Origin of the sequence: Caballeronia sp. ATUFL_M2_KS44 (assembly GCF_023630965.1) — a bacterium.
Classification (GTDB): domain Bacteria; phylum Pseudomonadota; class Gammaproteobacteria; order Burkholderiales; family Burkholderiaceae; genus Caballeronia; species Caballeronia concitans.
In genome coordinates this window covers 359,438-383,113 of sequence record NZ_JALQEA010000039.1, presented here as the reverse complement: position 1 = coordinate 383,113, position 23,676 = coordinate 359,438, and the positions used below count along the sequence as shown (strand labels likewise).

Sequence of the window (23,676 nt, the reverse complement as noted above, 5' to 3'; positions counted from 1 at the left end):
CTCAATGCGGCACGCCGTCCGCCATCAGATCGCGCAGATCGTCCATGTCGAAGGGCTTTGCAAGGATCGGCACGCCGAGATGCTTCGCGCGTTCTATCTCATCTGCATAGCCCGTCATCAGCACGACCTTTTGCGAAGGCAGCCGCTTCGTGATCTGCTCCACCAGATCGATGCCGTTCATGCTGCCGGGCATCTGCACATCGGAGAGCACGAGGTCGAAGCCATAGCCTTCGCCCAATAACGCAAAGGCAGCGTCCGCGCTTTCTTCGTGATGCACGGTGCAGCCGAAGACTTCGAGCACCGCCATGACGCCCGCCGCGACATCCGCGTTATCTTCGACGAGCAGCACCGACATTCCGCGCAACGGATGATCGTCATCGATAAGCGGCGGTGATATCGGACGTTCGCGGTTCACGACTACTTCGGGCTTCGACGACACCATCGGCCCCTGATAACGCGGCAGATATAAGCGCACCGTCGTGCCCGCGCCCGGCACGCTCGTGATGCGCGCCGTGCCGCCCGCCTGCTCGCAAGCGGCAAGCACTTGCGCAAGGCCGAGCCCCGTGCCGGCACCGTGCTCCTTCGTCGTGAAGAGCGGTTCGAACGCGCGACGCAATACGGACTCGTTCATGCCCTCGCCGTTGTCCGTGACGGAAATCAGCACGTATTCGCCATCAGGCAAGTCGTTTTCCGCGCCGCGCAAACGCACGTTCTGGCAGCGAATCACAATGCGCCCGCCGTGCGGCATCGCATCGCTCGCATTCACCGCGATATTGACAAGCGCGAGTTCGAGCTCGACCGCATCGGCCATGACGTTCCACAAGTCGGTGGAGAACTCCACGGTCAGCGAGATCGATGGGTGCACCGCGCTCTTCACGATATCCAGCACGCTTCTCAGCCATGCAGCGGGTTCGATGACTTCCTGTTTGCGCGGATGCTTGCGCGCCACGCTCATCAGTCTGCGCGCAAGCGACTCTGCGCCGGCCGTGGCGCGTTCCACTGCAAGCACTTCACTTTCGACATCGTTGAAATGCTTGCGACGTGCCAGCGCCATGTTCGACGACACGACCATCAACAGGTTATTGAAGTCATGCGCGACGTTCGCGACGAGATTGCCGAGCGCGCCCATGCGCCGCAACTGACGGCTCGATGCCTCAATGGAAAGGCGCGTCGCGACCTCGGCTTGCCAGCGTTCCCATGCGGCACGCTCCGCGTCGAGGCGGCGTATCGAGAATGCGATCAGCAGCCATACCGCGATGCACGGCAGCGCCGCAATGGCCGAGACGAGCGTGAGGTTCTGCCGCCAGCGCGCCCGCACGACGGAAGTCGCATAGCCGGTGGACACGTAAAGCGGAAAATCGCCGACACGACGGTAAGCGAGCACGCGTTCCACATGATCGACGGTCGATGTCATGCGCAAGCGGCCATACAGTTCGTTGTTGCGGAATGCGTTCGTGAACGGCGTATTGTTGGCGGGCTGCGCAGCGTCCTTCATGAGCGGATAGCGCACCAGCACACCGCCGTCGCGCCTGTAAAGGCCGATGACCAGCGCGTTATCGCCCGCAGCGATCTCGTGATAGAAGTCGGTGAAGTAATCGCGCTTCAACGCAATCGACACGACGCCGAGAAACTGACCGCCCTGACTGATGCGGCCCATGGTCGTCGTGAAGACATCGGAATTGGCGACCTTGCCGCGCAAAGGCAGCGAGAAGTAAGTCACGGGTGCGACGGCGCGCGCGGAGAGAAAGTCGTCGCGATCGGCAATGGACACTTGCGGCGCCGGATACCAGCGGCTATTCGCAAGCAATGCGCCATTGGCGCCGAACACGGAAATGGCGGCCACTTGTGCAAGCGTGCCGCTCATGGCGTCGAGCGCATGATGCAGCGCTTCCTGACGACCGGAGATGTTGGCATCGTCGCTGTCGCCCAACATGTCGACGACGCGCGTTTCGAGTTGCTGATTGAGATCGAGTACTTTCAGCGCATGCTCGTTCGCGACGCGCGCAAGGCGCTCGGTCAATTCTTCCGCATCGGCGAAACGGCGCTGAAAATCGTAATAGCCGTAAATGCACAAGCACGCGAGCGGAACCAGCACCGATGCTGCGAGCACGAGCAGGAGCACGCGCCGCGTCAACGCGAAGTTGCGCGACGGAAGCGGTAAATCCAGTGTCCCGTTCTCGATAGGGTTCAAGCGTTCGGCCTTGTGGTGAGTCGGCCGTATATCGTAACCGGCGGGCGCGCATGGCGTATAGCGAACCGTGCGCCCGCCTTACATCAGCCACGCATTATCCCGCCATTTCGCGATCCGGCGTGGACGATATGCGATGGATCGCGAGATCCGCGCCGTTGAATTCGTCCTCGCGTTCGAGGCGCAGGCCGACGGTCAGCTTGATCGCGCCATACACCGCGCCGCCGCCCGCGAGCGCCAGCAACACCGCGCCGATCGTGCCGATGCATTGCGACCACACCGACACGCCGCCGATACCGCCGAACGCCTTCTGCCCCAACACGCCCGCCGCGATGCCACCCCACGCGCCGCACATGCCATGCAAGGGCCAGACGCCGAGTACATCGTCGATGCGCCAGCGGTTCTGCACGCAAGTGAACATCTGCACGAACAACACGCCCGCCACCGCGCCGACGATCAGCGCGCCGAGCGGATGCATCAGGTCCGAGCCTGCGCACACGGCGACCAGTCCGGCGAGCGGCCCGTTGTACGTGAAGCCCGGATCGTTGCGGCCCGCGAACCACGCGGCGAGCGTGCCGCCGACCATCGCCATCAGCGAGTTGACCGCGACGAGGCCGCTGATCTTGTCGACGGTCTGCGCGCTCATCACGTTGAAGCCGAACCAGCCGACCGCAAGCACCCACGCGCCCAGCGCAAGGAACGGAATGCTCGAAGGCGGATGCGCGGCGATGCGTCCGTCCTTGTGATAGCGCCCGTGACGCGGCCCGAGCAGCAGCACGGCCGGCAGCGCGACCCATCCGCCGAATGCATGCACGACCACCGATCCCGCGAAATCATGAAACGGTGCGCCGAAGGTTTGCGTGAGCCACGCCTGAATGCCGAAGCGCTCGTTCCATGTCACGCCTTCCAGCAGCGGATAAATGAAGCCGACGATCACGCACGTCGCGAAGAGCTGCGGGTTGAACTTCGAGCGTTCCGCAATGCCGCCCGACACGATCGCAGGAATCGCCGCCGCGAACGTCAACAGGAAGAAGAAACGCACGAGCGCATAGCCGTTGTGCTCGGCGAGGATGTCCGCGCCGTGCATGAACTGCACGCCATAAGCGATGTTGTAGCCGATGAAGAAGTACGCGAGCGTCGATACCGCGAAGTCCACGAGGATCTTCACGAGCGCGTTCACCTGATTCTCGCGACGGACGGTGCCGAGTTCGAGAAACGCGAACCCGGCGTGCATGGCAAGCACCATCGCGGCGCCTAGCAGCAGAAAGAGTGTGTTGGTTCCGGATTGAAGTGCCTGCATGGGATCACGGCTTTCTCAAAAAAGCGGCGCTTTTCGCAAGTTCCGGGCCAAGCTGGGGCATTTTGCATGCAATCGGTGCTGGCCGTGGCGCGGCCGCGCTTCGGATCAGTGCAGCATCGTTGCACCGATTTGCTCCTCCGGCTCGCATGTGGTGCAGACAGCCCTCTCATGTCGCATCGGTCGCACCGTTGCAGTGCAGATCGAATATTGCATTTCGCATTCAACTGCCGTTCCGGCTTGCCGCTCATCCGTCGCAAAAATGTCACGGCAGCGCGTGGTTCCCCTACGCATCGACCGGGCTTTATTTCCGAATCTTACTGAGATATGTAATGATAGTGATTCGCATTTATCCATGCGGGAATAACTGGATTCAACAACGCGGACGCGATTCAGCGCAGGCATGCGCGAGACCGGCCGCGTCTCCACTTCTCGGCGACGAAATCCCGTTTCGCGCCGGTCGGAATTCACTAACAAGTATCGGGGAACGACATGTTGAGGAAAACGCCGCTTGCCGCGGCACTGGTCACCATTGCCGCCGTGCCGATGGCCGCGCCGCTCTACGCACAGACGGTCGCACAAGGCGCGCAAGCCGCACAAGCAGCGCAAGCAGCACAAGCAGCACAAGCAGCGCAACCTGCATCGCAGGCCACTCCCGCCGGCGGCGCGCCCGACACCGCCACCCTGCCCGCCGTCACCGTGACCGGCCAAAGCGATACGGCCACCGACTTCCAGCCGGAAACGTCGAGCGTCGGCGCGAAGGTGCCGACCGCGCTGCGCGACATTCCGCAAGCGGTCGTCGTGGTGCCGAAGGCGGTGCTGCAATCGCAAGCAGTGAGTTCGTTCTCCGACGCGCTGCGCAACGTGCCGGGCGTCACGCTCGGTGCGGCCGAAGGCGGGCAGATCGGCAACAACATCAACCTGCGCGGCTTCACGGCGCGCACCGACATCTATCTCGACGGCTTTCGCGATCGCGGCCAGTACTATCGCGATACGTTCAATCTCGAATCGATCGATGTGCTGTACGGTCCGTCATCGCTTTACTTCGGACGCGGTTCGACGGGCGGCGTCATCAATCAGGTCAGCAAGCAGCCCAACCTCAAGCCGCGCGCCGACGTGTCGTTGCAAGCGGGCACGCATGACCGCTATCGCACGACCGTCGACATCAATCAGCCTCTGACCGATACCTCCGCGTTTCGCATCAACGCGTTCGGTCAGTCGCTCGGCTCCACGCGCGACGAGATGAAGAACAAGGACTACGGCATTGCGCCCGAAGTGAAATTCGGCATCGGCACGCCGACGCAAATCACGCTGTCCGCACTCATTCAACATAACCGCGATCAGCCCGACTACGGCATTCCGCCGCTGAACGGACATCCGGCGCCCGTCGATCCTAAAACCTTCTACGGCTTCACCGACGACCGCACCATTCAGGACGTGCAGACGTTGAACGCGCGCGTGGAGCATCGCTTCAACGACATGTTCACGGTGCGCAACCAGACGCAGTTCAGCCACTACAGCACCGAAGCGCGCGCGACCAATGCGGCGGCCGTGCTGACCGGGCCGCTCGGCACGTCGACCGCGCTCACCAACGGCAATTACACGACGCTGCCGCTCTCGTCGCTCTATGTGCGGCTGCAAGGCAAGGACCGCAACATCAACGATCACTCGGTCTATAACACGACCGACTTCCAGGGCAAGTTCGCGACGGGCTTTCTCAAGCACGACATGCTCGTCGGCGTGGATCTGAGTCACGAGACGTATAGCAATCAGAGCTTCACCGCGACGACGCCCGGCTTGCCGTCGAACACGCTCGCTATCGTGCCGCTGCTGGATCCGGCTTATACGACGCGTCCGTCGAACTATCGTGAGGTCGCGACCAATCTCGCGGAATCGAGCGCTAACGGCATCGGCCTCTATTTGAACGATACGATCTCCATTGGCGATCAATGGAAGTGGATTGGCGGCGTGCGCTGGGACCGCTATGAAGCATCGATCCACAACTCGATCAATGCGCCCGGCTATGCCACGCAAACGAATTACTTCACGAGCGTGCGCACCGGCATCGTGTGGCAGCCGACGGAATGGCAGTCCTATTACGTGTCGTATGGCACGTCGTTCAATCCGTCGCTCGAAGCGCTCACGCTGACCAACAATCAGCAGAACACGCCGCCCGAGAAGAACCGCTCGTATGAAATCGGCTCGAAGTGGGATCTGCTCAACGGCGGGCTTTCGGTGACGCAGTCGCTCTTCAACATCGAGAAGACCAACGCGCGCACGCAGGTATCGACCGGCGAATACACGCTCGATGGCGATGTGCGCGTGCGGGGTTATCAGCTCGGCGTGGCGGGTCACATCACGAACAAGTGGCAAGTCTTCGGCGGCTACACGTACATGGACGGCACCGTGGAGAAGGCGCTCGACGGCACCACGGGCAACACGCTCGCCAATACGCCGCACAACATGGTCACGCTGTGGTCCACGTATAACTTCACGCCCAACTGGGAGCTCGGCGGCGGGCCTTCGTATGTGTCGTCGCGCTATGCGGCGAACAACAATCTCGTGAAAGTGGGCGGTTATACGCGCTGGGACGTGATGGCCGCGTATCATCAAAAGCGCTACGATATCCAGTTCAACGTGTGGAATATCACGGACAAGAAGTACTACGACGCCCTGATTCCATCCGATGGCGGACGCGCGGTGCCGGGCATCGGCCGCACGTTCCTCGCAACGTTGAATTACCGCTTCCGTTGATGCACGCGCGCGCCGCTTCATCGCTTGTAACGTTCATGATGCATGCATGATCGGCGCGCCTGTCACGATGAAACCCGCACCATGATTCTCTCGATACCGAACGTACTCAGTCCCGAAGACGCCGCCACCATGCGCGCGCGCCTGGAAGCAAGCGACGCATGGGTCGACGGTCGCGCGACCGCCGGCTATCAGGGCGCGCCGGTCAAGCGCAATCAGCAGATCGCGGAAGGTTCGCCCATTGCGCATGAACTGGGCGACGCGATCGTCGGTGCGCTCGAACGGCATCCGCTCTTCATTAGCGCCGTGCTGCCGAATCGCGTCTATCCGCCGCTCTTCAATCGCTATGAAGGCGGCATGCACTTCGGCAGTCATGTGGATGGCGCGATTCGCATCGTGCCCGGACATGGCGCGCGCGTTCGCACCGATGTATCCGTCACGCTGTTTCTTTCGCGGCCTGAAGACTATGACGGCGGCGAACTCGTCATTGAAGACACTTACGGCGTGCAGGAAGTCAAACTGCCTGCGGGACATGCCATCGTTTATCCGGCCACGAGCTTGCATCAGGTGCGGCCCGTCACGCGTGGCGCGCGCGTGGCGAGCTTCTTCTGGACACAAAGCCTCGTTCGCGACGATGCGCAACGTGCGTTGCTATTCGACCTCGACAACTCCATTCAACGCCTGAATGCGACCAACGGCGATGAAGCCGCCAAGCGTACGCTCGTCGGCTGCTATCACAATCTGCTGCGCATGTGGAGCGATACGTGATCGCCTAGCGGCTGGCGCGCGCTTTCTTCTCTGAAGGCGCAGCGCTTTTTTCCGAAGTCTGGTGCTGCGTGATGTCCTTGAGCAGCGCTTCATCGCGCGCGATGACATCCGGAAGATGCGCGCGCAAAAACTCCACCCACGTGCGCGTCTTGGCATCGACGAATTTACGCGATGCATAGAGCGCGAAGAGATTCGTGTGCTGCAGCGTGTGTTGCGGCAGCACGCGCACGAGCGAACCGTTGCGCAAGCCGTCGATGGCTGCATATAGCGGCAACATGCCGATGCCCATGCCTTCGCGTATCGCCACCACGAGCGATTCGGCAATGTTCACCTGCACCGGCCCGCTTATTTGCAGCGTCTCGCGCCCGTTCGGTCCCTCCAGCGTCCATTCGCGCGCGGGAAACGCAGGCGTCTGCAACGTGAGGCAGTCGTGGCTGGCGAGATCGGCGGGCGTAGCGGGCGTGCCGCGCGCATCGATATAGTCCGGCGATGCACAAAGAATGCTGAACGTGCTGCCAAGCCGATGCGAAATGACTTCCGAATCCGACAACGTTCCCGCCGATACCACGGCGACATCGCTGCTGCCTTCGAAGAGATCGGGCATGCGCTGCGATAGCGTCAATTCCACCTTCACGTCCGGATGAAGCGCGCGATATTTGGCGATGGCCGGAAGAATATAGTGCTGTCCCACGCTTGCGAAACTGAACATGCGCAAGGTGCCCGATGGATGCTCGTGCGCCCCGCTTGCTTCTTCTTCCGCCCCGTCGATATCCGCGAGAATCTGCGAGACGCGCTTCAAATAGCGTTCTCCCGCGGACGTGAGCGCAAGACGCCGCGTCGAGCGGTTCATCAGGCGGGTGCGCAAATGGGCTTCAAGTTCCGATACCGCGCGCGACATGGCGCCGGTCGTTGAATTCATCGATAGGGCCGCGGCGGTAAAGCTGCCGGCTTCGATCACGCGGGCGAATACCCGCATGTTCTGTAGGGTGTCCATCAAACCTTCACAATTGCCAGAGAAGCGACATTGTCCGCTCAACGGCCAAAGGGATTGTTATTGAATCTGGAAAGAATGTTCCCTGATTCCCTCATTAATCCATGATGCGGCGCTGCCTACAATCGGCTCCTTCACGAGAAGGATGTACCGGGCAACAGGATGTCGTTCATGGATCAGCCGCGTGCGGGCAATGCTTTCGCACGAGAAGTCATCGACGGCCTGCGCGACTGGCTCGCCACCGATGGCGCCGTCTGGCTGCATCTCTTCAAGACGCTTCTTGCCGCGTTCATCGCGATGGGTCTTGCCATGCGTTTCGAGCTTTCGCAGCCGCGCATCGCCATGACGACCACCTTCGTATTGATGCAGCCATTCTCCGGGATGGTACTCGCAAAAAGCGTCTATCGCTTCGCGGGCACCGCGCTCGGCATGCTCGCGGCGCTCGTGATCGGCGCGCTATTCGTGCAGCAAGCAGAACTCTATGCACTCGGACTCACGGTCTGGGTCGCGGCATGCACGGCGCTTGCTGTGCGGCATCGGCAATTTCGCTGGTACGGCTTCGTGCTCGCGGGATACACGGCTGCGCTGATCGGCGTGCCTGTCGTCACCGCACCGGACCAATTGTTGCTCGCGACGCTCACGCGCGGCGCGGAAGTGATGATCGGCATTCTTTGTTCGAGCGTCGTCAGTGCGCTTGTCTTGCCGCGCCATGCAAGCGCAACGCTCATGACGGCGCTTGCACAACGCGAAGCGAGCTTCAATGCGTTTGCCGCGAGCGTGTTGCGCGGCAGCCTCGAACGCCGCGCGCGCGAACGGCGCTATGCAACGCTCGTCGATGAGATCGTGAGCTTCGAATCGACGCGACGTGTGGCGGCTTACGAAAACCCCGCGTTACGCCGTCAACGCACGCTGCTCGCGCAACTCAACAACGCCTTCATGGATGCATGTGCGCGACTGCATGCGCTCGATCAAGCCATCAAGCGACTGCGCGCGACTGACAGCCATGCGGGGCTGACGGTCTTCCTCAACGAACTTGCGGACCTGCTCGATTCATCGCGATGCGACGAACAAGCGCTCAAGCGCTTTGGAACAACGCTAAGCGAACGTCTCGCCGAGCCATCGCATATCGATGTCACGACCTGCGTCGAACTGCTTTGCCGCTTTACGAGCGATGTCGTTCGCCTCATGCGCATGCGCGCATCCATTGCAAGCGGCGAACCACAACGCTCTTCACGCGATGACCGCGCGGGCCCGCGCTATGCCGCCACGACACATCGCTACGTCGTGGCCGCGACGTTCGTGCGCTCGGGCATCGTCATCGCGGCAGTCGCATGGTTCTGGATAGCAACCGCATGGCCGAGCGGCGGCCTCGCGGTCATCGCGGCGACGCTTGCTTGCGCATTGTCGTCGGCACAGGCGAGGCCCGCGAAATTCGTCACGCAGATGGCGGCGGGCGCGGCCTTCGCAACGATGCTCGGCTACCTCTATCTATGCCATGTCTATCCCGCTATCGATGGCTTCCCGCTCTTGTGCGCCATGCTCGCGCCGCCGCTTGCAGCAGGCGCTTTCGTCGCGGCGCGTCCCGCTACAGCCGGCTATGGCGTGGGCTTCTGCGTGTTCTTCTGCCTGCTCGCCGCGCCCGACAACGTCATCGTCTACGACCCCGGCCTCTTGCTGAACAACGGCATCGCGATTGTCGTGTCGATGCTCGTCGCGGCCATTGCATGCGCCGTGATCGTGCCACCGCATACACCGTGGCTCGTCGGCAAGACGCTCGCGGCACTGCGCGCTCAGGCATCGCTTGCATGCGAAGGAAGGTTGCCCGAACTGAGCGAGCGCTTTCACTCGGGCACGCACGATCTGATGTCTCAATTGCTCGGCTTGCTGGCGCCGCGTTCGCGCGAACATCGAAGAGCGCTTGCATGGATGCTCGTCACGCTCGAAGTCGGACAAGCGATGATCGACCTTCGCATGCTACGCGCCGCATTGAATATGAACTCCGCGCCCGCGCCGTTGCGCAGCGCGTGGTCATCGTCGATTGCGCAATTGCTGCATGACATCGCGATGCTGTTTCGCACGCCCTCCACTGTCACGTTGCGTCGTGCGATCAGCGCAGTCGTCTCCTCGATCTTCGCAACCGAGGCATTGCTCGAACGCTTGCACGCACCGCACGAGGCGCGTGACGTTCGACGCATGCTCGCGTGCCTGCATTTCATTCGCAGCGCGCTTGTCGATCCCAACGCGCCGTTCGATGCGCACCGCTAAGCCGATCCTTCCTTGGCCTGGAAATGTGCCTTCCGCATCCGGCGATTAATTCGCTCTACAGCACGCCCTATAGTTCTCTCGTGCCCGTATATCCGACGCATGGCACGCGTCAATCAAGGAAATATCATGAAGCCGTTGAAGTTCGTCATTGCCGCAATCATGTTGTCGAGTGCATCCCTCGCCATTGCACAAACCTCCGCGCCTGCAGCCGATCAACAAACGAAGCAAGTGCCGCACGACTCGCAAGAATGCGTCGGTCCTGCAAGCTATTGCACCGTATTCTTCGGCGGCAGTTGATTCATCGCGCTTCGCTATTCGGCGTGCTTGCCAGGCTTTTGCGCGCCGAAATTAGACAAAGCGCAAAGAGTCGCATGGTCAGGAATGGCCTTTAAGCGTTGCGCCTATGAAAACGTCAAGGGATAACTAATAATTGCGCCGTTGCCCGCAAGTCTCTGTCCGCAGTATCCGAGCATCGCGCATTGCCGCGACATCATCGAAGCCTACGCAAGACATACTCGATCGACGCGCCGCATACATGCACGCTGAATGAAGCGTGCGCGCCTCGTTGCGCGCCGGCCCGTTCAGCATACGACGAGACGCAAGTCAGGGCACAAGGCAATCAGTGTTCGTGGAGATATCGATGTTGGATGACCGTATTCGTTGTGCCGCCCTGCGCGGAAAGATCACTTCCGCCGCCGACGCCGCGCAGCTCGTACGCAATGGCATGCGCGTGGGTACGAGCGGTTTCACGCGTGCCGGCGATGCCAAGGCCGTGCCGCTGGAAATAGCGCGGCGCGCACGCGAGGAAAGCGAGCCTTTGCGCATGACGCTCATGACGGGCGCATCGCTTGGCAACGACACCGATCGCATTCTCACCGAAGCGCGCGCGCTCGAACGCCGCCTGCCCTTTCAGGTCGATGCCACCTTGCGCCGCGCGATCAATCGCGGCGAAGTCATGTTCGTCGATCAGCATCTCTCGGAGACCGTCGAGCTGTTGCGCGACAATCGCCTCGGCGCGCTCGACCTTGCGATCATCGAAGCGGTCGCCATCACCGAAACGGGCGGCATCGTGCCGAGTACGTCGGTGGGTAATTCGGCGACATTCGCCGCGCTTGCGCAGAAGGTTATCGTCGAAATCAATCTCGCGCAGCCTCTCGCGCTCGAAGGCTTGCACGATATCTGGTCGCCCGCCGCGCGGCCCGGGCGCGCGCCGCTGCCGTTGATGCGCGTCGAAGATCGCGTGGGCACGCGTTGCATCGAGATTGCACCGGAAAAGATCGCGGCCATCGTCATCACGAATCAACCCGACAGTTCATCCACCGTATTGCCTGCCGATGCGGACACGGCGCTCATTGCCGGCCATCTCGTCGAATTCTTTCAGCATGAAGTGTCGCGCGGGCGTCTGCCTAAGCAACTGCCGCCGCTGCAAGCGGGCATTGGAACGATCGCGAATGCGGTGTTGTCGGGCTTCGCGGCATCGCCCTTCGAAGCGCTCACGCTCTATTCGGAAGTGCTGCAGGATTCCACGTTCGATCTCTTCGATGCAGGCAAGCTCGCCTTTGCATCGGGCGCATCCGTGACGCTCTCCGCCAAGCGTCACGAGCAAGTTTTCAACGATATCGCGCGCTATCGCGATCGCCTCGTTCTGCGTCCGCAAGAAGTCAGCAACCATCCCGAAGTCATTCGCCGCCTCGGTCTTATCGCCATCAATACGGCGCTGGAGGCCGATATTTATGGCAACGTGAATTCGACGCATGTCGGCGGCACGCACATGATGAACGGCATCGGCGGCTCCGGCGACTTCGCGCGCAATGCGTCCTATGCGGTGTTCGCAACGAAGTCCATTGCGAAGGATGGCCGCATCTCGAGCATCGTGCCGATGGTTCCACATTGCGACCACAATGAGCACGATGTGGACGTCATCGTGACGGAGCGCGGTCTTGCGAATCTCACTGGACTTGCGCCGCGCGAACGTGCTCTGACGGTCATCGAACATTGTGCGCATCCGCTATATCGCGACGTCTTGCGCGATTACTATCGCGATGCAGCAGCGCTTGGCGGACATACGCCGCATCGTCTCGATGCCGCATTTGCTTTACATACGCGCTTCGCACAAACCGGCTCCATGCTGCCCTGAAACTTACTCATTAACGATTGCTGCAGTGCGAGAGCGTCAAGCTCTCGCGAAGCACGTCAAGCAAGCCGCTTCAAGAAGATTTGGCGCACAATGCCTGAACGTCTTCGCTCGAACATGAGCGGACAGGAGGAGCATCATGACCGCCATTACGTGGGTTCTCGCCGGCGACGGCAACCGCGTCCGAATCTTTGAAACGCGAGGCCTGAAGCTCGATCTGCAACAGGTCGAGGACATCAGGAACCCTGCGCTGCGTATGGCCGATTCCATCGATAAAGACCGAGATAATTTCGCCAGAACGGTGGCGGCGTTTCTTGAGCAAAGCCGCTTGCGTCATCGTTTCGATCGCTTGCGGCTTGCAGTGGAGCCTCAGTTTCTGGGCCTGCTGCGAGAACATCTGAGTAGCGAAACGCGCAAGCTCGTCTATGAAGAACGAAGCAATGACGCATCAAAGCCGGATGATATAGACATGCAGCGGCAACACGAACGGCCTTAGGTCTTTGCGCGCCGCCAAGCGTTCTTTAAGACGCTATAGCGGCGCGCGCTCTCACTACGCCGGCTTGATGTTCTGATTGCTGCGGAACACATTGTGCGGATCGTAGCGGCGCTTGACATCGGCAAGCCGATCATAATTCGGTCCATACGCGGCCTTCACGCGATCGCCTTCATCGCCCGTCAGGAAATTCACGTAGACGCTTCCAATTGCATGCGGCGTCATTGCCGAAAACATGTCGCGCGCCCATTGCGTGCATTTCTCGTCATCCGCGGCTTCGGTCCATCGTCCGTGAATGTTGATCGTATAAACGGAATCGCGATTCGCGTACGCGGTTGCATCCACGGGAACGCGGTTCGTCTGGCCCGCCATCGCGCCGATGAATACTTCGCAATGCGGCGACGGCACCGCCAGGACCGCCTTCGTGAGAATGTCGAATGTCTCGTCGGACAGGCGCGCGAAGTTATGCGACTTCCAATAGTTGCGCGCGCCCGGCGTAAGCAATGGATCGAAAGCCTTTTGCCATGCAGTGAAAGGCATAGGCCCCAGATGTTCGCCATACGGCGTGCCGAACGAGCGCACGGGTTCGAGCGCGTTCGGGCCGTCCTCCACCGCGCCGATATAACAGCACGCGAGCGCAATCACCGGCTTGCCGTGCACGTTCTCCGGCAAGAAAGGCAAAGGCGGCGCGAGGCGCATGACAGCCCACACGGTCAACTCATCGGGACTCGCCTCTATAAACTCGCGATAGCGCGGCAACACCTGATCTGCCTGCTCTAGCGGATAAACGACAAGCCCGCCATACACTTGCGGCCCCACTTCGTGCAGGCGGAATTCGAACAGCGTAACGACGCCGAAATTGCCGCCGCCACCGCGCAACGCCCAGAACAACTCGGGCTCCGACTCCGCGCTCACGCGCTGCCACTTGCCATCCGCCGTGACGATTTCCGCAGCGACAAGATTGTCCACCGTCACGCCGTACTTGCGGCTGATCCATCCGAATCCGCCGCCGAGCGTGAGACCGGCAACGCCTGTCGTGGAATTGATGCCGAGCGGTGTCGCGAGTCCGAATGCCTGCGCTTCGTGATCGAAATCGGATAACAACGCGCCCGGCTCGACATACGCGCGCTTTGCTTGCGGATCGATGCGCACGGATTTCATCGCGGACAGATCGATCATCAATGCATCGTCGCTGACCGCGCTCCCGGCGATGTTGTGCGCGCCGCCGCGTATCGAGAGCAGCACGCCGTTGTCGCGCGCGAACGTAAGCGCCGCGATGACATCGGCCGCGCCCGCGCAACGCACGATCAATGCCGGGCGCCTGTCGATGGTGGCGTTCCAGACCTTGCGCGCTTCGTCGTAATCGGAATCGGCCGGACCGATGACACGGCCGCGCACCGCTGTCTTGAGGGTATCGATTGCTTCGACGGGAATGTTGTTCATGGAAGACCTCGCTGCATGAGAACGCGCCGCGACGTGCCCGACCCTGCCAATTGGAACGCGAGAGCGCGAGGATTCCGCTTCTGCGACTTGTAGTTTGGAGAAATGGTCGCAGGCTGCTTTGAGCAAAGCGGAACTGGGACGGCGAACCGAGAAGTCCGCTCGTTGATTAAAGGTCCGACATTGCAGAATGTAAAGTCCGGCATCCGCCAAATTACGCGTTGCATCTAGCATGCATCGGCCAAGTTTTCCGATCAATGCTTTTAGCACTTCGACACAGCTAAAAAGCAAGTGACTCCTGCTTACGCGCTTAAATGACTCCGGCATTTCGGACCGATTTGCCAAGAAATGTTGAATGTCCTTACACCAAAGCGACAGTCGTCAACGTGCGATTAACGCAGCCGTTGGTGTGGCATGCAGATCATCCCGATCTGCTTCCTTAGATAAAGGCCGTTCCATGACGAAGAAACTGCTTGCCGCCGCTCTCATTGCTTGCCTTTCGGCGGGCGCGTATGCCGAATCGCACGAATACAAGCACTACGAGCAACACGAGCGCAAGGAGCAACACGAAAAATTCAAGCACGAGCAACGCGAAGAGCGTGATCGCCACGAAGCGCGCGACGAACACAAGCGCGCTGAAGAGATCGCTCATCACGACGCAGCGCCGGGCAATGCGCACGTCGAGTTCCATCACGACGGTGTCAATGGCGCGCAATTCACGCACTAAGCTGCGCGATTCAAAGAGTCGTTAAGGAAACGAGCGTCGTTCGGCGCTCGTTTCCTTCGCAGGCATACAACCTGCATCCGCCGACGCCTGATGATTACGTCAGGAGCGCGGCATGAAGAATCCCTGGACGAAGAAAAATCCTTTCCTGAGCATGTGGCTTTCTGGAGCCAATGCAATCGCGGGATCGGCGCGCGGGCACGCGACTGCCGCCGCCAAGCGGCAGGCGACCACCGCTGCGCGGCAATCGCAAAAGCAGGTGATGGACTTATGGACCGCCGCGCTGACGCCGCCGAAAACATCGCGGCGAAAAAAGCGCCGTTAGTAAATTCGATTAGTCATTGAAGGCGCTGCCGCCGGTCGGAAAGTCGATCGCACCCTTATCCGAAAAGCTCGCGCCGCCAAACGCGCCGCCTGCAAGCCGGCCGCGCACCGCATAGGCAACCCTGGTCGATGCATCGCCGCTTGCCAGTCCCAGCGCCTGGCGCGCCATCGACCACGCCGATACCGTCACCGGCACCGACAGCACCGTCTCGCCGAAACGCGGCACCGTGCCACGCTGCGGACTCACGCCGCTTGCAAACGGGCGGCCATTGAGATCGAGATCGAGTGATACGCCGTCGAAATCGATCGGCGCGTCGTTAGGGTTTTGTACACGCAGTTTCACCGCGAAGCGCATTTCCAGACCTTGTCCTTCGAGCGGCTCGATGCCCGCGACATTCACCCGCATGGGCTCGCGATTCAGGAAGCCCGCGCAACCGCCGAGCGTCATCATGGTGACGAATACGAAAAGCGTAACGAACAGCCGGCGAAGCACGTGATTCGATTGCATGGAAGACATCCTGTTCCCGTTTGGCATGAAGAAAGCAGCGCACATTCTAACGACGCAAAGCCAAGGACATTCGCTCAGGCGCGCAACGCGTGAAGCAGCATGCGGCCATACTCATGATGAAACCAGATACCGTCGGCGACATAAAAGGCCGCCATCCACGCCGCACCGACGACGAACAGATCGCAATGGCCGCTCGTCCACAGCTTGAGCGAATGACGTCCGGCAATCCACGGCACGCCCAGCGGATTCGGCCAGTCCGCCAGCAGATGCATGATGCCGCCGCACGCGAAACCGAATGCCAGCGGCACAGCCGGATGCTGTCCGAGAAAATGCCAGCTCAATGCAAACAACGCGGCCCAGCCGATGCCCCAATGCGTCAGCGTTCGATGCGTGATCCACAACTTGCGCTTTCTCGTCCACCACGCCACTTCGAGCCAGTCGGGCGCGGTTGCGCCCACCACGCCTCCAAGAACCGCGAGCGCACACGATAAATAACCTGCGCTTGCCGCCTTGCTGACGAGGGCCGCCGCAATGATGCCCGCTGCCCATCCGGTCGCGTGATGGGCCTTGCTCGATGCCATGTGAACCTGCCTTGGAACGCTTGCTAAAGAAGAAACCGCGCATGTTCGCACGGCGCCCGCATTCCTGCTGCACGCGGATACATAAACTTACGCAAATGCAGGGGCAGAAACTCACTTTCGCGCACATCGCGGGCGAGGCGGCGCGCCTATGACTAAAATGATTGGAAGCACTGTTGCGCAGCAAGCCAGCGCAACGGATATGTTGAACAGCCTTTCGATGACAACGCCGTCATGCAACACCTGAAATACCTGAGCGCCTATCCGAACACGCTGCAGGACAAGGTGCGCCGTCTTATCGCCCAGCAGCAACTCGGGCCGTACCTCGACGCGCGCTATCCGAACAGACACTCGGTGCAGTCGGACCGCGCGCTGTATCAGTACTGCACGGACCTGAAGAATGAATTTCTACGCGTGGCGCCTGCCATCGACAAGGTCTTCTACGACAGCAAGCTCGACGTGCTGCGTCATGCGCTCGGTCTTCATACCGCCATCTCGCGCGTGCAAGGCGGCAGGCTCAAGGCGAAGAAAGAGATCCGCGTCGCATCATTGTTCAAGGACACGGCACCCGAGTTTCTTCGGATGATCATGGTCCACGAGCTTGCGCATCTGAAGGAAAGCGAGCACAACAAGGCGTTCTATCGACTGTGCGAAACGATGCAGCCCGGCTACCATCAGATCGAATTCGATCTGCGGCTGTATCTCACGCATCGTGATTTGATTCGCACGAAAACCGACTAGCGCGAGACCACGCGAGCGCCGCTGCATAACCGTCAGGCGCCGCGAGCGATACGGCTTCGAACGCTCCCGCTTCGGCCGATACCGCATAACGCGCGCCATCGCGTGGCAAGACGGAAAAGCTGGTCATCGTGAGCGCCTTTCCGCCGATGCCATCGCCGTGCGCCTTCAGCAACGCTTCCTTCGCCGTCCAGCAGGCAAAGAATGCGCCGCTGCGTCGAGCGTCCGGCGTCGCGTCCATCACGCGCTTGTCCGCGTGGTGCAGCACCGAGGCTTCGAGTTCTCGCCAGTCGAACGACGGCCGCGCTTCCTCGATATCCACGCCCACGCGCCGCTCGAATGAAATGGCGATCAATCCCTGCGCGCCCGAATGCGACACGTTGAAGTCAGGAGCATGGGGCATCGAGAATAAGGGGCGGCCGTTTGTATCGATGTCGAGCTGGAGTTGCGACGGCTCGATGTCGAGTGGCGCAGCAAGCAAGCGACGCAAACATGCTCGCATCGTCACGAAGCGCGCGGCATCCTCATGACGGATGAAGCGATGCGCCCGCGCCATTTCGTTCGCGTCGAGCAGTCCCGCGCCGGCCCGTTCGAGCGGCGCATCGAGGTCGATATCGACGCGCCACACGCGCACGTCGGCGGGTGCATCGACTGCTAGAAGGTGCATCTGCATTCGTATTACGTTGCCGCGTATTGCGCTTCGCCGTTTCCGAAGGACCAGTTTTCCTTCTTCACTTCGACGAGACTGATAAAGACGTCTTCGCGACGCAACGCAAGGCGCTCGTGCAGGCCATCGGCAACGGCTCGATAAAACGCGCGCTTCTTTGCCAGATCGCGGCCTTCGTTCAATGTCACTTGAATAATGATGCACTCGTCCGTGCGCGTGATGCCGAGATAACCGCGATCGACGATGAAGTCCCGCGCGCCATGTTCCGCGACGATCTGAAAGCGGTCATTCTCCGGCACATCGAGCGTGGCGCGCATGGCGTCGTACACCACTTCCCCAATCGTCGCGCGATAGGTCGCATCTTTTCCCTGCATCAAATCGATTCGAACGAGCGGCATATGCTTTCTCCTTCAGGCGTGGCGATATCGCGGATGAAAGCGCAAGCGAGGCACACCATCCGCGTCCAACATGACGACCGCATTTTGCTCGAACGCGGTCATGAATTCGTCTGCAATCTCTTCGCCGGCGCCGAGCACGAGGAGGCTCGTTTCGGCCGTCCATGCACCCTTCGGATCCATGCCCGCGCCCGGCAACGCGCGCAGTCCCTTTTGCGCGACATATGCCGCGAGCGCCTGCTGCCTCGTGGCGTTTTCGTCGTGCTCCAATTCCCGTCCGAACGGATTAAATGCCGTCACGAACACGGCGCTCATGACACGGTGCCGCGCGAGCAGCGACGCGGCGGCGTCATTGCTTACGTCGATCGTCATGTCGATGGGCGGTTCATCGTCGATGCGATAAATGGCCGAACGATAAGCGACGAGTGTCTCAACGGGAATCGAATGCACGGGAAAAAGTGGGTTCATGGCGACACGTTACCGAAGTGTGCAGACGCACGCAAACGCGGCTTTAAAGCACTCGACATTGCCTATACTGAATTCAGCGTCTCATGCGAGGAGGATGCCATGGCACGCAAATTCATCGATTGCCGCGAGTTTCCGAGCGACACGAATTGCACGGTGGCGCTGTCCGCCGACTCCGAAGACGAATTGATGGAAGCCGCCGTGCAACATGCGGTAAGCGTTCATCGGCATGAAGATTCGCCGGAATTGCGCACGGCGCTCAGGAAGCTCTTTCATGACGGCACGCCGCCAATCGAGAGACCAAGCGCATAACGTACGTAATGTAGACAACGCGCTAACCGAGTTCGAACGTCGTCACGCCGAAGACATGATCGAGCGGCGCCGCGAGTGGCGCTCGCGTGTACATGCGTGCCGTTTCGAAGACGCTCGTCATGTCGTGCTCGATCGCAAGCGCGACGGCTGACGCATTGCTTTCGGGCACATCGAGAAAGACGGTCTCGCCTTCAATCGATGAAACGAGCCTTTGGTACAGCGCGCGTGCAATGCGTAAGTCATCCGCGAAGAGCGGTCCGATCTTGTATCCGCTGAGGCAACGGCGAATCACGCCGTATCCGCACACTTCATCGCCATCGAGCGCGGCGAATAATCGCGCGTGTTCTTGCGCGAGCCACGCGCGCAGAAACGCAGCGCGCACCGATATGAAGCAACGTGTGTCGTAGGCGAGCAGGCTATTGAACGGCACGCTCGACGCATCCACAACGGTCATATCCGCCAACCGTTCGACGCAATCCGCCGCGACGCCTTGATAACGCACATTGCGATAAGCCAGCACGAAACCCGATTTGCGGTAATTGGCTTGCTGCGCAATGACTCCATCCAGCCCGACATTACGTTCGCCCAGATACGCCATTGCTTCATTCCACAAGCGCATGCCCAAGCCTTTGCCGCGCCATGCCTGCCGCACGATATAAAGGCCGATGAAACCGAACGCATCGTCATAAGCGACGGCGGAAATGCAGCCGACGGGCCCGCCGTCCCATGTGCCCATGAAGAAGCCATCGGGGTCGGCGGCGAGAAAGCAGCGGGCATCGTCGAGGCCGGGATTCCAGCCTTCCGCCGCCGCCCAGTCGAGCGCCGTGCCGAGATCGGCCAGACTCATGCGGCGAATGGCGAAGCGAGCGTTATCGGGGGATGCGTGAAGGGAAGCGGGTGGCATGCTGCGCGCCTCGTTCGAATGGGCGGTGCATGCAGTGTCGCGCGTTTGCGAGTGGGAGAAAAGACGGGAAGGTGAAAAGGTGAAAAGGAGAAGAGCGAAGCGATTGATGGACGACTATCGCTTCGCCTACGTGCAACCGGGACGCCGTTCGCTGCGGCTGAAACTCTGGCGCGCGCGCCAGTCTTCCGAGCGCAGGACATGTTCGCCGTCCTCGCGCGCTTCGTCTTCCGAATCGAAGCCCTCGTCGCTATAGGCGACCACCTTCATGCCGCCGCCGGCCGCGCGTTCAACGGTGATGCCCCAATGCCAGCCGCCTTCCTGATGGAAGACGTGTAGCGTTGGATTAGACGATGCGATCAGTTCCATACATGCGGCTCCTGCAAGTGACGTTCATCTGGCTACGCTTCCGCCTCGACGAACACTCCTGCTTACGGGCGCTTCGTTAGCCCTTTGTAGGGCAATAGTTTCATGCGGCATTGCCGGCTGCTCAAAGCATCATAGTCAACGGATTGCTGCGTCGCAACACGGGCTTTCCCCAGCGTGGTGTCGATGAAACGCTTAGCGTCAAAAGTGATAACGATCGCAGTCAATCGCTACCAGATGTAACGAAATCGTCGATGCATTTACGATGCGTTGCCGTCGTGACGACCTCTTGTTCAAGCAAGCTGCGTGTCTGATCAATCATTAGGCTGACGCGCTTTGCTGAAACAAATTCGTTAAGGCCGATTCATCGCGGTTTACCCTGAAAGTCGACGATCTGTCGCCTAGAATGAGTAGACCCGCCTTTAAGCGAGTACAAGGGGATTTTCATGAAAGTACTTTGCCAACTCATCCTCGGTGCGCTCGCCGCATGTTGGGCGGCGTCCGCTTTTGCGCAACCGCTTTCCGATAATTCGCCCAAGACGCGCGAGCAAGTGCGGCAGGAAACGCTCGCCTGGTTCGCGGCCGGCTATGACCCCACCGACTGGGTGCACTATCCCGAGAATGCGATTCGGGCAAGCCGCGTGCTTGCGCAACAACGCGCACCGCAAGGCCAGCATCAGGGCCTGGGCAACAACGCATATTGACCGACTGCGCGTCGAGACGCGCAACCGGACGATGCATCTATGCGCGTGGCTTCTCCCCGCGCAGGATGCGCCGTGCAATGCTCCATCGATGCACCTCGGAAGGGCCATCGTAGATGCGGAACGCGCGCATGTCCGCGAAGATTCGCGCCACCACTGTCTCATGCGTGACGCCCTGCCCGCCCAGCACTTGCACCGATCGATCGACGACTCGCCACAGCGCTTCCGACGACACCACTTTCGCAATGCTCGATTCGTGCTTGCCGAGCACGCCCTGATCCAGCACCCAGGCGCAATGCCAGATCGCCAGGCGCGTGATGTGCAGATCCATCTCGTTGTCCGCGAGCATGAAGCCGACGCCTTCATGTTCGCCAAGCGTCTTGCCGAAAGCCTGACGCCGGCGCGCATGTTCGCTCGCGACATCGTGCGCTCGACGCGCCGCGCCTAACCAGCGCATGCAGTGCGTGAGGCGCGCGGGCGACAACCGCACCTGCGCATAACGAAAGCCTTCGCCCGGCTCGCCGAGCACGTTCGCGGCGGGCACGCGCAAGCCTTCGAAGCGCACGACGCCGTGGCCGCCGGGAAAACAGGTATCGAGCGAATCCATCGAGCGCTCGATCACGATGCCGTCGCTCTTCATGTCGGCGAGAAACATCGTCGCGGGGCCATCCGCGAATTTCGCCATGATGATCGCGACCGCCGCGCCTTCCGCGCCCGTGATGAACCACTTGCGGCCGTCGATCACGTAGTCGTCGCCGTCGCGCGTGGCGATGGTCTGAAGCATGGCCGGGTCCGCGCCCGCCCCCGGCGGCGGCTCCGTCATGCAAAAGCACGAGCGAATCTCGCCCGCAGCCAAAGGCCTGAGCCAACGCTCTTTTTGCTCGGGCGTCGCAATGGCTTCGAGCAGATGCATGTTGCCTTCGTCGGGCGCGGCAATATTCAACGCCACCGGTCCAAGCGGCGAATAACCGGCTTCTTCGAAGAGAATGGCTTTAGCGACGTGTCCCAATCCAAGCCCGCCGAATTCCGGCGAAACATGACTCGACAGCAATCCCGCCTTGCGCCCTTTGGCGATCAGCTCCGCGCGCAGGGCCTCGTTCGGGCCATGCGGCGTGCAGCGCGGATCGCGTTCGAAAGGCACGATTTCATCTGCAATGAACGCGCGCACGCGTGCTTGCAATTCAGTGAGTTCGGGCGTAAGCGAAAAGTCCATCGGTTATCCCTCGTGTTCGTTCGATTCAGGCGAGCTTAACGGGATACGCGCCTTTCGTCATTCATCGTATTCGCTGTATTTGCGGGCATCGCCGCGAACCTTGTGCGCCGGATACTTCGTGCGGTTGATCGCCATCTTTTCCAGGAGCGCGCTGTGAAGATCGACATCGAGTGAATCTGCGAGCATCACGAGATACGCGAGCACGTCGGCCATTTCGTGGCGAATGGCGCGCAGCTTGGCGTCGTCGAGTTCGGTTTTGTCGCCGGTTGCGAGCCACGTGAACGGCTCGAGCAACTCACTCGCTTCGACGCTCAGCGCCGCCGCCAGATTCTTGGGCGAATGAAAACGGCTCCAGTCGCGCTCGCTGACGAATTCACGCAGCAGGTCGCGCATGGCGAGCAACTCACTTGGCTTTTGATTGTCCATATCGATTCAACTCACTGCGCGGGATAAAGGCCCAAGGTACGCGCGTGCAGACGTGCGAGTCCAAGCAGCGCATCGGTGAAAGGCGTGGGCACGCCGGTCATTTCGCCGAGTTCTCTTACCGATGCGACGAGCGCATCGAGTTCCACGGCCTTGCGTGCTTCCACGTCCTGCAGCATGGATGTTTTCATCGCGCCGAGCTTGAGCGTGACCGCGTGCCGGTCTTGCGGCTCCTGTTCGATCGGAATGCCGAAGCGCGCGCCGATTTCCTTCGCTTCCAGCATGATGCGGGTGACGAAGCCACGCACGAGTTCATCGCCGAGAATGCGATCCGTCGTGGCGCCCGTGATGGCGCTGATCGGGTTCATCGTCATGTTGCCCCACAGCTTGAACCATACGTCGCGCTGAATGTGCGGCGAATGCGACGCATCGAAACCCGCCTTGGCAAAGAGCGATACCAGCGATTCCACGCGCTCGCTCTGCTTGCCGTTCGCCTCGCCGAGAATGAGGCCCTTGCCCTGATGATGGCGAATGACGCCCGGCGCTTCGACGAAGCAGCTTGCATGCACCACGCAGCCGACCGTTTGCGCGACGGGAATCGCCGCTGCAATCGCGCCATGCGGGTCCACCGACGAAAGGCGCTTGCCCGCGAACGCTTCACCCAGGCCTTCGCAGAACCACCACGGCACGCCGTTCATTGCGGTGAGCACGATCGACTGCTTGCCGACGAGCGGCGCGATATGCGCGGCCACCGATTCCATCGCCGGCGCTTTGACGGCTACCACGACAAGGTCTTGCTCGCCGAGATCGGCGGGCGACGCGCTCGCTTCGACCTGCACGGTATGCGTCGCGTCCTTCTCGACGAGTTGCAGACCATGCGCCTTGAGCGCGTCGAGCGTCGCGCCGCGCGCCACCACGCTGACATCGCACCCTGCCTGCGCGAGCTTCACGCCGATCCATCCGCCGATAGCGCCTGCGCCGTATATGCATACCTTCATCGTGCCGTCCTCGTGAGGAACCGTGAAGCGCTCATT

Annotated in this window: 25 protein-coding genes; 11 read left to right on the top strand and 14 right to left on the bottom strand. The window is 60.8% G+C overall.

Annotated elements, in window-relative coordinates; all coding sequences use genetic code 11:
* Window position 1: 1 nt before the first annotated feature.
* Together NCR39_RS17140 and NCR39_RS17135 are read right to left on the bottom strand one after the other, a co-directional pair.
* Window positions 2-2,191 (bottom strand): hybrid sensor histidine kinase/response regulator family protein, encoded by a 2,190-nt coding sequence (locus tag NCR39_RS17140; RefSeq protein ID WP_250453267.1) that lies wholly within the window; start codon window positions 2,189-2,191, stop codon window positions 2-4.
* A 94-nt stretch (window positions 2,192-2,285) separates the two neighbouring features.
* Window positions 2,286-3,488, bottom strand: coding sequence for an ammonium transporter (locus NCR39_RS17135; RefSeq protein ID WP_250453266.1), 1,203 nt, complete (start codon window positions 3,486-3,488; stop codon window positions 2,286-2,288).
* A 489-nt stretch (window positions 3,489-3,977) separates the two neighbouring features.
* Between NCR39_RS17135 and NCR39_RS17130 the strand changes: the two genes are divergently transcribed.
* On the top strand, window positions 3,978-6,239 hold the full coding sequence (locus NCR39_RS17130) for a TonB-dependent receptor (RefSeq protein ID WP_250453265.1): 2,262 nt from the start codon (window positions 3,978-3,980) through the stop codon (window positions 6,237-6,239).
* An 81-nt stretch (window positions 6,240-6,320) separates the two neighbouring features.
* Window positions 6,321-7,004, top strand: coding sequence for a Fe2+-dependent dioxygenase (locus tag NCR39_RS17125; RefSeq protein ID WP_250453264.1), 684 nt, complete (start codon window positions 6,321-6,323; stop codon window positions 7,002-7,004).
* 4 nt (window positions 7,005-7,008) lie between these two features.
* Here NCR39_RS17125 and NCR39_RS17120 read toward each other — a convergent pair whose 3' ends face one another.
* Entirely contained in the window at window positions 7,009-7,998 is a 990-nt protein-coding gene (locus tag NCR39_RS17120; RefSeq protein WP_250453263.1) for a LysR family transcriptional regulator, read from the bottom strand.
* A 168-nt stretch (window positions 7,999-8,166) separates the two neighbouring features.
* Between NCR39_RS17120 and NCR39_RS17115 the strand changes: the two genes are divergently transcribed.
* From NCR39_RS17115 to NCR39_RS17100, 4 genes are all read left to right on the top strand, one after another.
* A complete protein-coding gene (locus NCR39_RS17115) occupies window positions 8,167-10,260 on the top strand; it encodes an FUSC family protein (RefSeq protein WP_250453262.1) in 2,094 nt (697 codons plus the stop codon).
* Window positions 10,261-10,386: 126 nt separating this feature from the next.
* The gene (locus NCR39_RS17110; protein ID WP_250453261.1) at window positions 10,387-10,557 is read left to right on the top strand and encodes a hypothetical protein; all 171 of its coding nucleotides are present in this window, start codon (window positions 10,387-10,389) and stop codon (window positions 10,555-10,557) included.
* Between the two features lie 343 nt (window positions 10,558-10,900).
* Entirely contained in the window at window positions 10,901-12,397 is a 1,497-nt protein-coding gene (gene scpC, locus NCR39_RS17105) for a succinyl-CoA:acetate CoA-transferase ScpC (RefSeq protein WP_250453260.1), read from the top strand.
* 136 nt (window positions 12,398-12,533) lie between these two features.
* Window positions 12,534-12,890: a host attachment protein gene (locus NCR39_RS17100; RefSeq protein WP_250453259.1), complete on the top strand. Its 357-nt coding sequence runs from the start codon at window positions 12,534-12,536 to the stop codon at window positions 12,888-12,890.
* 54 nt (window positions 12,891-12,944) lie between these two features.
* On the opposite strand, the gene NCR39_RS17095 is transcribed toward NCR39_RS17100, so the two are convergent.
* Complete coding sequence (locus NCR39_RS17095) at window positions 12,945-14,330, bottom strand: FAD-binding oxidoreductase (protein WP_250453258.1); 1,386 nt, start codon at window positions 14,328-14,330, stop codon at window positions 12,945-12,947.
* 352 nt (window positions 14,331-14,682) lie between these two features.
* Here NCR39_RS17095 and NCR39_RS17090 point away from each other — a divergent pair, with 352 nt between their 5' ends.
* Both NCR39_RS17090 and NCR39_RS17085 read left to right on the top strand, forming a co-directional pair.
* Window positions 14,683-15,054 (top strand): hypothetical protein, encoded by a 372-nt coding sequence (locus tag NCR39_RS17090; protein ID WP_250453257.1) that lies wholly within the window; start codon window positions 14,683-14,685, stop codon window positions 15,052-15,054.
* Between the two features lie 112 nt (window positions 15,055-15,166).
* Window positions 15,167-15,376, top strand: a complete 210-nt coding sequence (locus NCR39_RS17085) for a hypothetical protein (protein WP_250453256.1) — start codon at window positions 15,167-15,169, stop codon at window positions 15,374-15,376.
* A 9-nt stretch (window positions 15,377-15,385) separates the two neighbouring features.
* Here the strand turns inward: NCR39_RS17085 and NCR39_RS17080 are convergent, their stop codons facing one another.
* Both NCR39_RS17080 and NCR39_RS17075 read right to left on the bottom strand, forming a co-directional pair.
* Window positions 15,386-15,883 carry an LEA/WHy family protein gene (locus NCR39_RS17080; RefSeq protein WP_250453255.1) on the bottom strand — a complete coding sequence of 166 codons (498 nt, stop codon included), beginning with the start codon at window positions 15,881-15,883 and terminating at the stop codon, window positions 15,386-15,388.
* Window positions 15,884-15,957: 74 nt separating this feature from the next.
* Window positions 15,958-16,464 carry a metal-dependent hydrolase gene (locus NCR39_RS17075; protein WP_250453254.1) on the bottom strand — a complete coding sequence of 169 codons (507 nt, stop codon included), beginning with the start codon at window positions 16,462-16,464 and terminating at the stop codon, window positions 15,958-15,960.
* Window positions 16,465-16,695: 231 nt separating this feature from the next.
* Between NCR39_RS17075 and NCR39_RS17070 the strand changes: the two genes are divergently transcribed.
* Window positions 16,696-17,202, top strand: coding sequence for a YgjP-like metallopeptidase domain-containing protein (locus NCR39_RS17070; protein WP_040052081.1), 507 nt, complete (start codon window positions 16,696-16,698; stop codon window positions 17,200-17,202).
* Here NCR39_RS17070 and NCR39_RS17065 read toward each other — a convergent pair.
* From NCR39_RS17065 to NCR39_RS17055, 3 genes are read right to left on the bottom strand one after another with little or no spacing between them, the layout of a single operon-like run.
* Entirely contained in the window at window positions 17,165-17,866 is a 702-nt protein-coding gene (locus tag NCR39_RS17065; RefSeq protein WP_250453253.1) for a 4'-phosphopantetheinyl transferase family protein, read from the bottom strand. The genes NCR39_RS17070 and NCR39_RS17065 overlap by 38 nt on opposite strands.
* An 11-nt stretch (window positions 17,867-17,877) precedes the next feature.
* Window positions 17,878-18,264, bottom strand: a complete 387-nt coding sequence (locus NCR39_RS17060; RefSeq protein WP_250453252.1) for a tautomerase family protein — start codon at window positions 18,262-18,264, stop codon at window positions 17,878-17,880.
* A 12-nt stretch (window positions 18,265-18,276) separates the two neighbouring features.
* Window positions 18,277-18,729 carry a DUF3293 domain-containing protein gene (locus NCR39_RS17055; protein ID WP_250453251.1) on the bottom strand — a complete coding sequence of 151 codons (453 nt, stop codon included), beginning with the start codon at window positions 18,727-18,729 and terminating at the stop codon, window positions 18,277-18,279.
* A gap of 99 nt (window positions 18,730-18,828) precedes the next feature.
* On the opposite strand from NCR39_RS17055, the gene NCR39_RS17050 reads away from it, so the two are divergent.
* A complete protein-coding gene (locus tag NCR39_RS17050) occupies window positions 18,829-19,038 on the top strand; it encodes a DUF1059 domain-containing protein (RefSeq protein WP_250453250.1) in 210 nt (69 codons plus the stop codon).
* A gap of 22 nt (window positions 19,039-19,060) precedes the next feature.
* Here NCR39_RS17050 and NCR39_RS17045 read toward each other — a convergent pair whose 3' ends face one another.
* Both NCR39_RS17045 and NCR39_RS17040 read right to left on the bottom strand, forming a co-directional pair.
* A complete protein-coding gene (locus NCR39_RS17045; RefSeq protein WP_250453249.1) occupies window positions 19,061-19,942 on the bottom strand; it encodes a GNAT family N-acetyltransferase in 882 nt (293 codons plus the stop codon).
* 126 nt (window positions 19,943-20,068) lie between these two features.
* Window positions 20,069-20,308 carry a hypothetical protein gene (locus NCR39_RS17040; protein WP_250453248.1) on the bottom strand — a complete coding sequence of 80 codons (240 nt, stop codon included), beginning with the start codon at window positions 20,306-20,308 and terminating at the stop codon, window positions 20,069-20,071.
* Between the two features lie 443 nt (window positions 20,309-20,751).
* Here NCR39_RS17040 and NCR39_RS17035 point away from each other — a divergent pair, with 443 nt between their 5' ends.
* Complete coding sequence (locus NCR39_RS17035; RefSeq protein WP_250453247.1) at window positions 20,752-21,009, top strand: DUF4148 domain-containing protein; 258 nt, start codon at window positions 20,752-20,754, stop codon at window positions 21,007-21,009.
* Window positions 21,010-21,046: 37 nt separating this feature from the next.
* On the opposite strand, the gene NCR39_RS17030 is transcribed toward NCR39_RS17035, so the two are convergent.
* The 3 genes from NCR39_RS17030 to NCR39_RS17020 are packed head-to-tail and all read right to left on the bottom strand — an operon-like array spanning window position 21,047 to window position 23,640.
* Entirely contained in the window at window positions 21,047-22,219 is a 1,173-nt protein-coding gene (locus NCR39_RS17030; protein ID WP_250453246.1) for an acyl-CoA dehydrogenase family protein, read from the bottom strand.
* Between the two features lie 57 nt (window positions 22,220-22,276).
* On the bottom strand, window positions 22,277-22,645 hold the full coding sequence (locus tag NCR39_RS17025) for a nucleotide pyrophosphohydrolase (RefSeq protein ID WP_250453245.1): 369 nt from the start codon (window positions 22,643-22,645) through the stop codon (window positions 22,277-22,279).
* 11 nt (window positions 22,646-22,656) lie between these two features.
* On the bottom strand, window positions 22,657-23,640 hold the full coding sequence (locus tag NCR39_RS17020) for a 2-dehydropantoate 2-reductase (RefSeq protein WP_250453244.1): 984 nt from the start codon (window positions 23,638-23,640) through the stop codon (window positions 22,657-22,659).
* Between the last annotated feature and the right edge of the window lie 36 nt (window positions 23,641-23,676).

Coding starts and splice junctions, on each gene's coding strand:
- NCR39_RS17135 (WP_250453266.1), bottom strand. CDS start 3,488: ATGCAGGCACTTCAATCCGGAACCAACACACTCTTTCTGCTGCTAGGC.
- NCR39_RS17130 (WP_250453265.1), top strand. CDS start 3,978: ATGTTGAGGAAAACGCCGCTTGCCGCGGCACTGGTCACCATTGCCGCC.
- NCR39_RS17125 (WP_250453264.1), top strand. CDS start 6,321: ATGATTCTCTCGATACCGAACGTACTCAGTCCCGAAGACGCCGCCACC.
- NCR39_RS17120 (WP_250453263.1), bottom strand. CDS start 7,998: ATGGACACCCTACAGAACATGCGGGTATTCGCCCGCGTGATCGAAGCC.
- NCR39_RS17115 (WP_250453262.1), top strand. CDS start 8,167: ATGGATCAGCCGCGTGCGGGCAATGCTTTCGCACGAGAAGTCATCGAC.
- NCR39_RS17110 (WP_250453261.1), top strand. CDS start 10,387: ATGAAGCCGTTGAAGTTCGTCATTGCCGCAATCATGTTGTCGAGTGCA.
- scpC (WP_250453260.1), top strand. CDS start 10,901: ATGTTGGATGACCGTATTCGTTGTGCCGCCCTGCGCGGAAAGATCACT.
- NCR39_RS17100 (WP_250453259.1), top strand. CDS start 12,534: ATGACCGCCATTACGTGGGTTCTCGCCGGCGACGGCAACCGCGTCCGA.
- NCR39_RS17095 (WP_250453258.1), bottom strand. CDS start 14,330: ATGAACAACATTCCCGTCGAAGCAATCGATACCCTCAAGACAGCGGTG.
- NCR39_RS17090 (WP_250453257.1), top strand. CDS start 14,683: ATGTCCTTACACCAAAGCGACAGTCGTCAACGTGCGATTAACGCAGCC.
- NCR39_RS17085 (WP_250453256.1), top strand. CDS start 15,167: ATGAAGAATCCCTGGACGAAGAAAAATCCTTTCCTGAGCATGTGGCTT.
- NCR39_RS17080 (WP_250453255.1), bottom strand. CDS start 15,883: ATGCAATCGAATCACGTGCTTCGCCGGCTGTTCGTTACGCTTTTCGTA.
- NCR39_RS17075 (WP_250453254.1), bottom strand. CDS start 16,464: ATGGCATCGAGCAAGGCCCATCACGCGACCGGATGGGCAGCGGGCATC.
- NCR39_RS17070 (WP_040052081.1), top strand. CDS start 16,696: ATGCAACACCTGAAATACCTGAGCGCCTATCCGAACACGCTGCAGGAC.
- NCR39_RS17065 (WP_250453253.1), bottom strand. CDS start 17,866: ATGCACCTTCTAGCAGTCGATGCACCCGCCGACGTGCGCGTGTGGCGC.
- NCR39_RS17060 (WP_250453252.1), bottom strand. CDS start 18,264: ATGCCGCTCGTTCGAATCGATTTGATGCAGGGAAAAGATGCGACCTAT.
- NCR39_RS17055 (WP_250453251.1), bottom strand. CDS start 18,729: ATGAACCCACTTTTTCCCGTGCATTCGATTCCCGTTGAGACACTCGTC.
- NCR39_RS17050 (WP_250453250.1), top strand. CDS start 18,829: ATGGCACGCAAATTCATCGATTGCCGCGAGTTTCCGAGCGACACGAAT.
- NCR39_RS17045 (WP_250453249.1), bottom strand. CDS start 19,942: ATGCCACCCGCTTCCCTTCACGCATCCCCCGATAACGCTCGCTTCGCC.
- NCR39_RS17040 (WP_250453248.1), bottom strand. CDS start 20,308: ATGGAACTGATCGCATCGTCTAATCCAACGCTACACGTCTTCCATCAG.
- NCR39_RS17035 (WP_250453247.1), top strand. CDS start 20,752: ATGAAAGTACTTTGCCAACTCATCCTCGGTGCGCTCGCCGCATGTTGG.
- NCR39_RS17030 (WP_250453246.1), bottom strand. CDS start 22,219: ATGGACTTTTCGCTTACGCCCGAACTCACTGAATTGCAAGCACGCGTG.
- NCR39_RS17025 (WP_250453245.1), bottom strand. CDS start 22,645: ATGGACAATCAAAAGCCAAGTGAGTTGCTCGCCATGCGCGACCTGCTG.
- NCR39_RS17020 (WP_250453244.1), bottom strand. CDS start 23,640: ATGAAGGTATGCATATACGGCGCAGGCGCTATCGGCGGATGGATCGGC.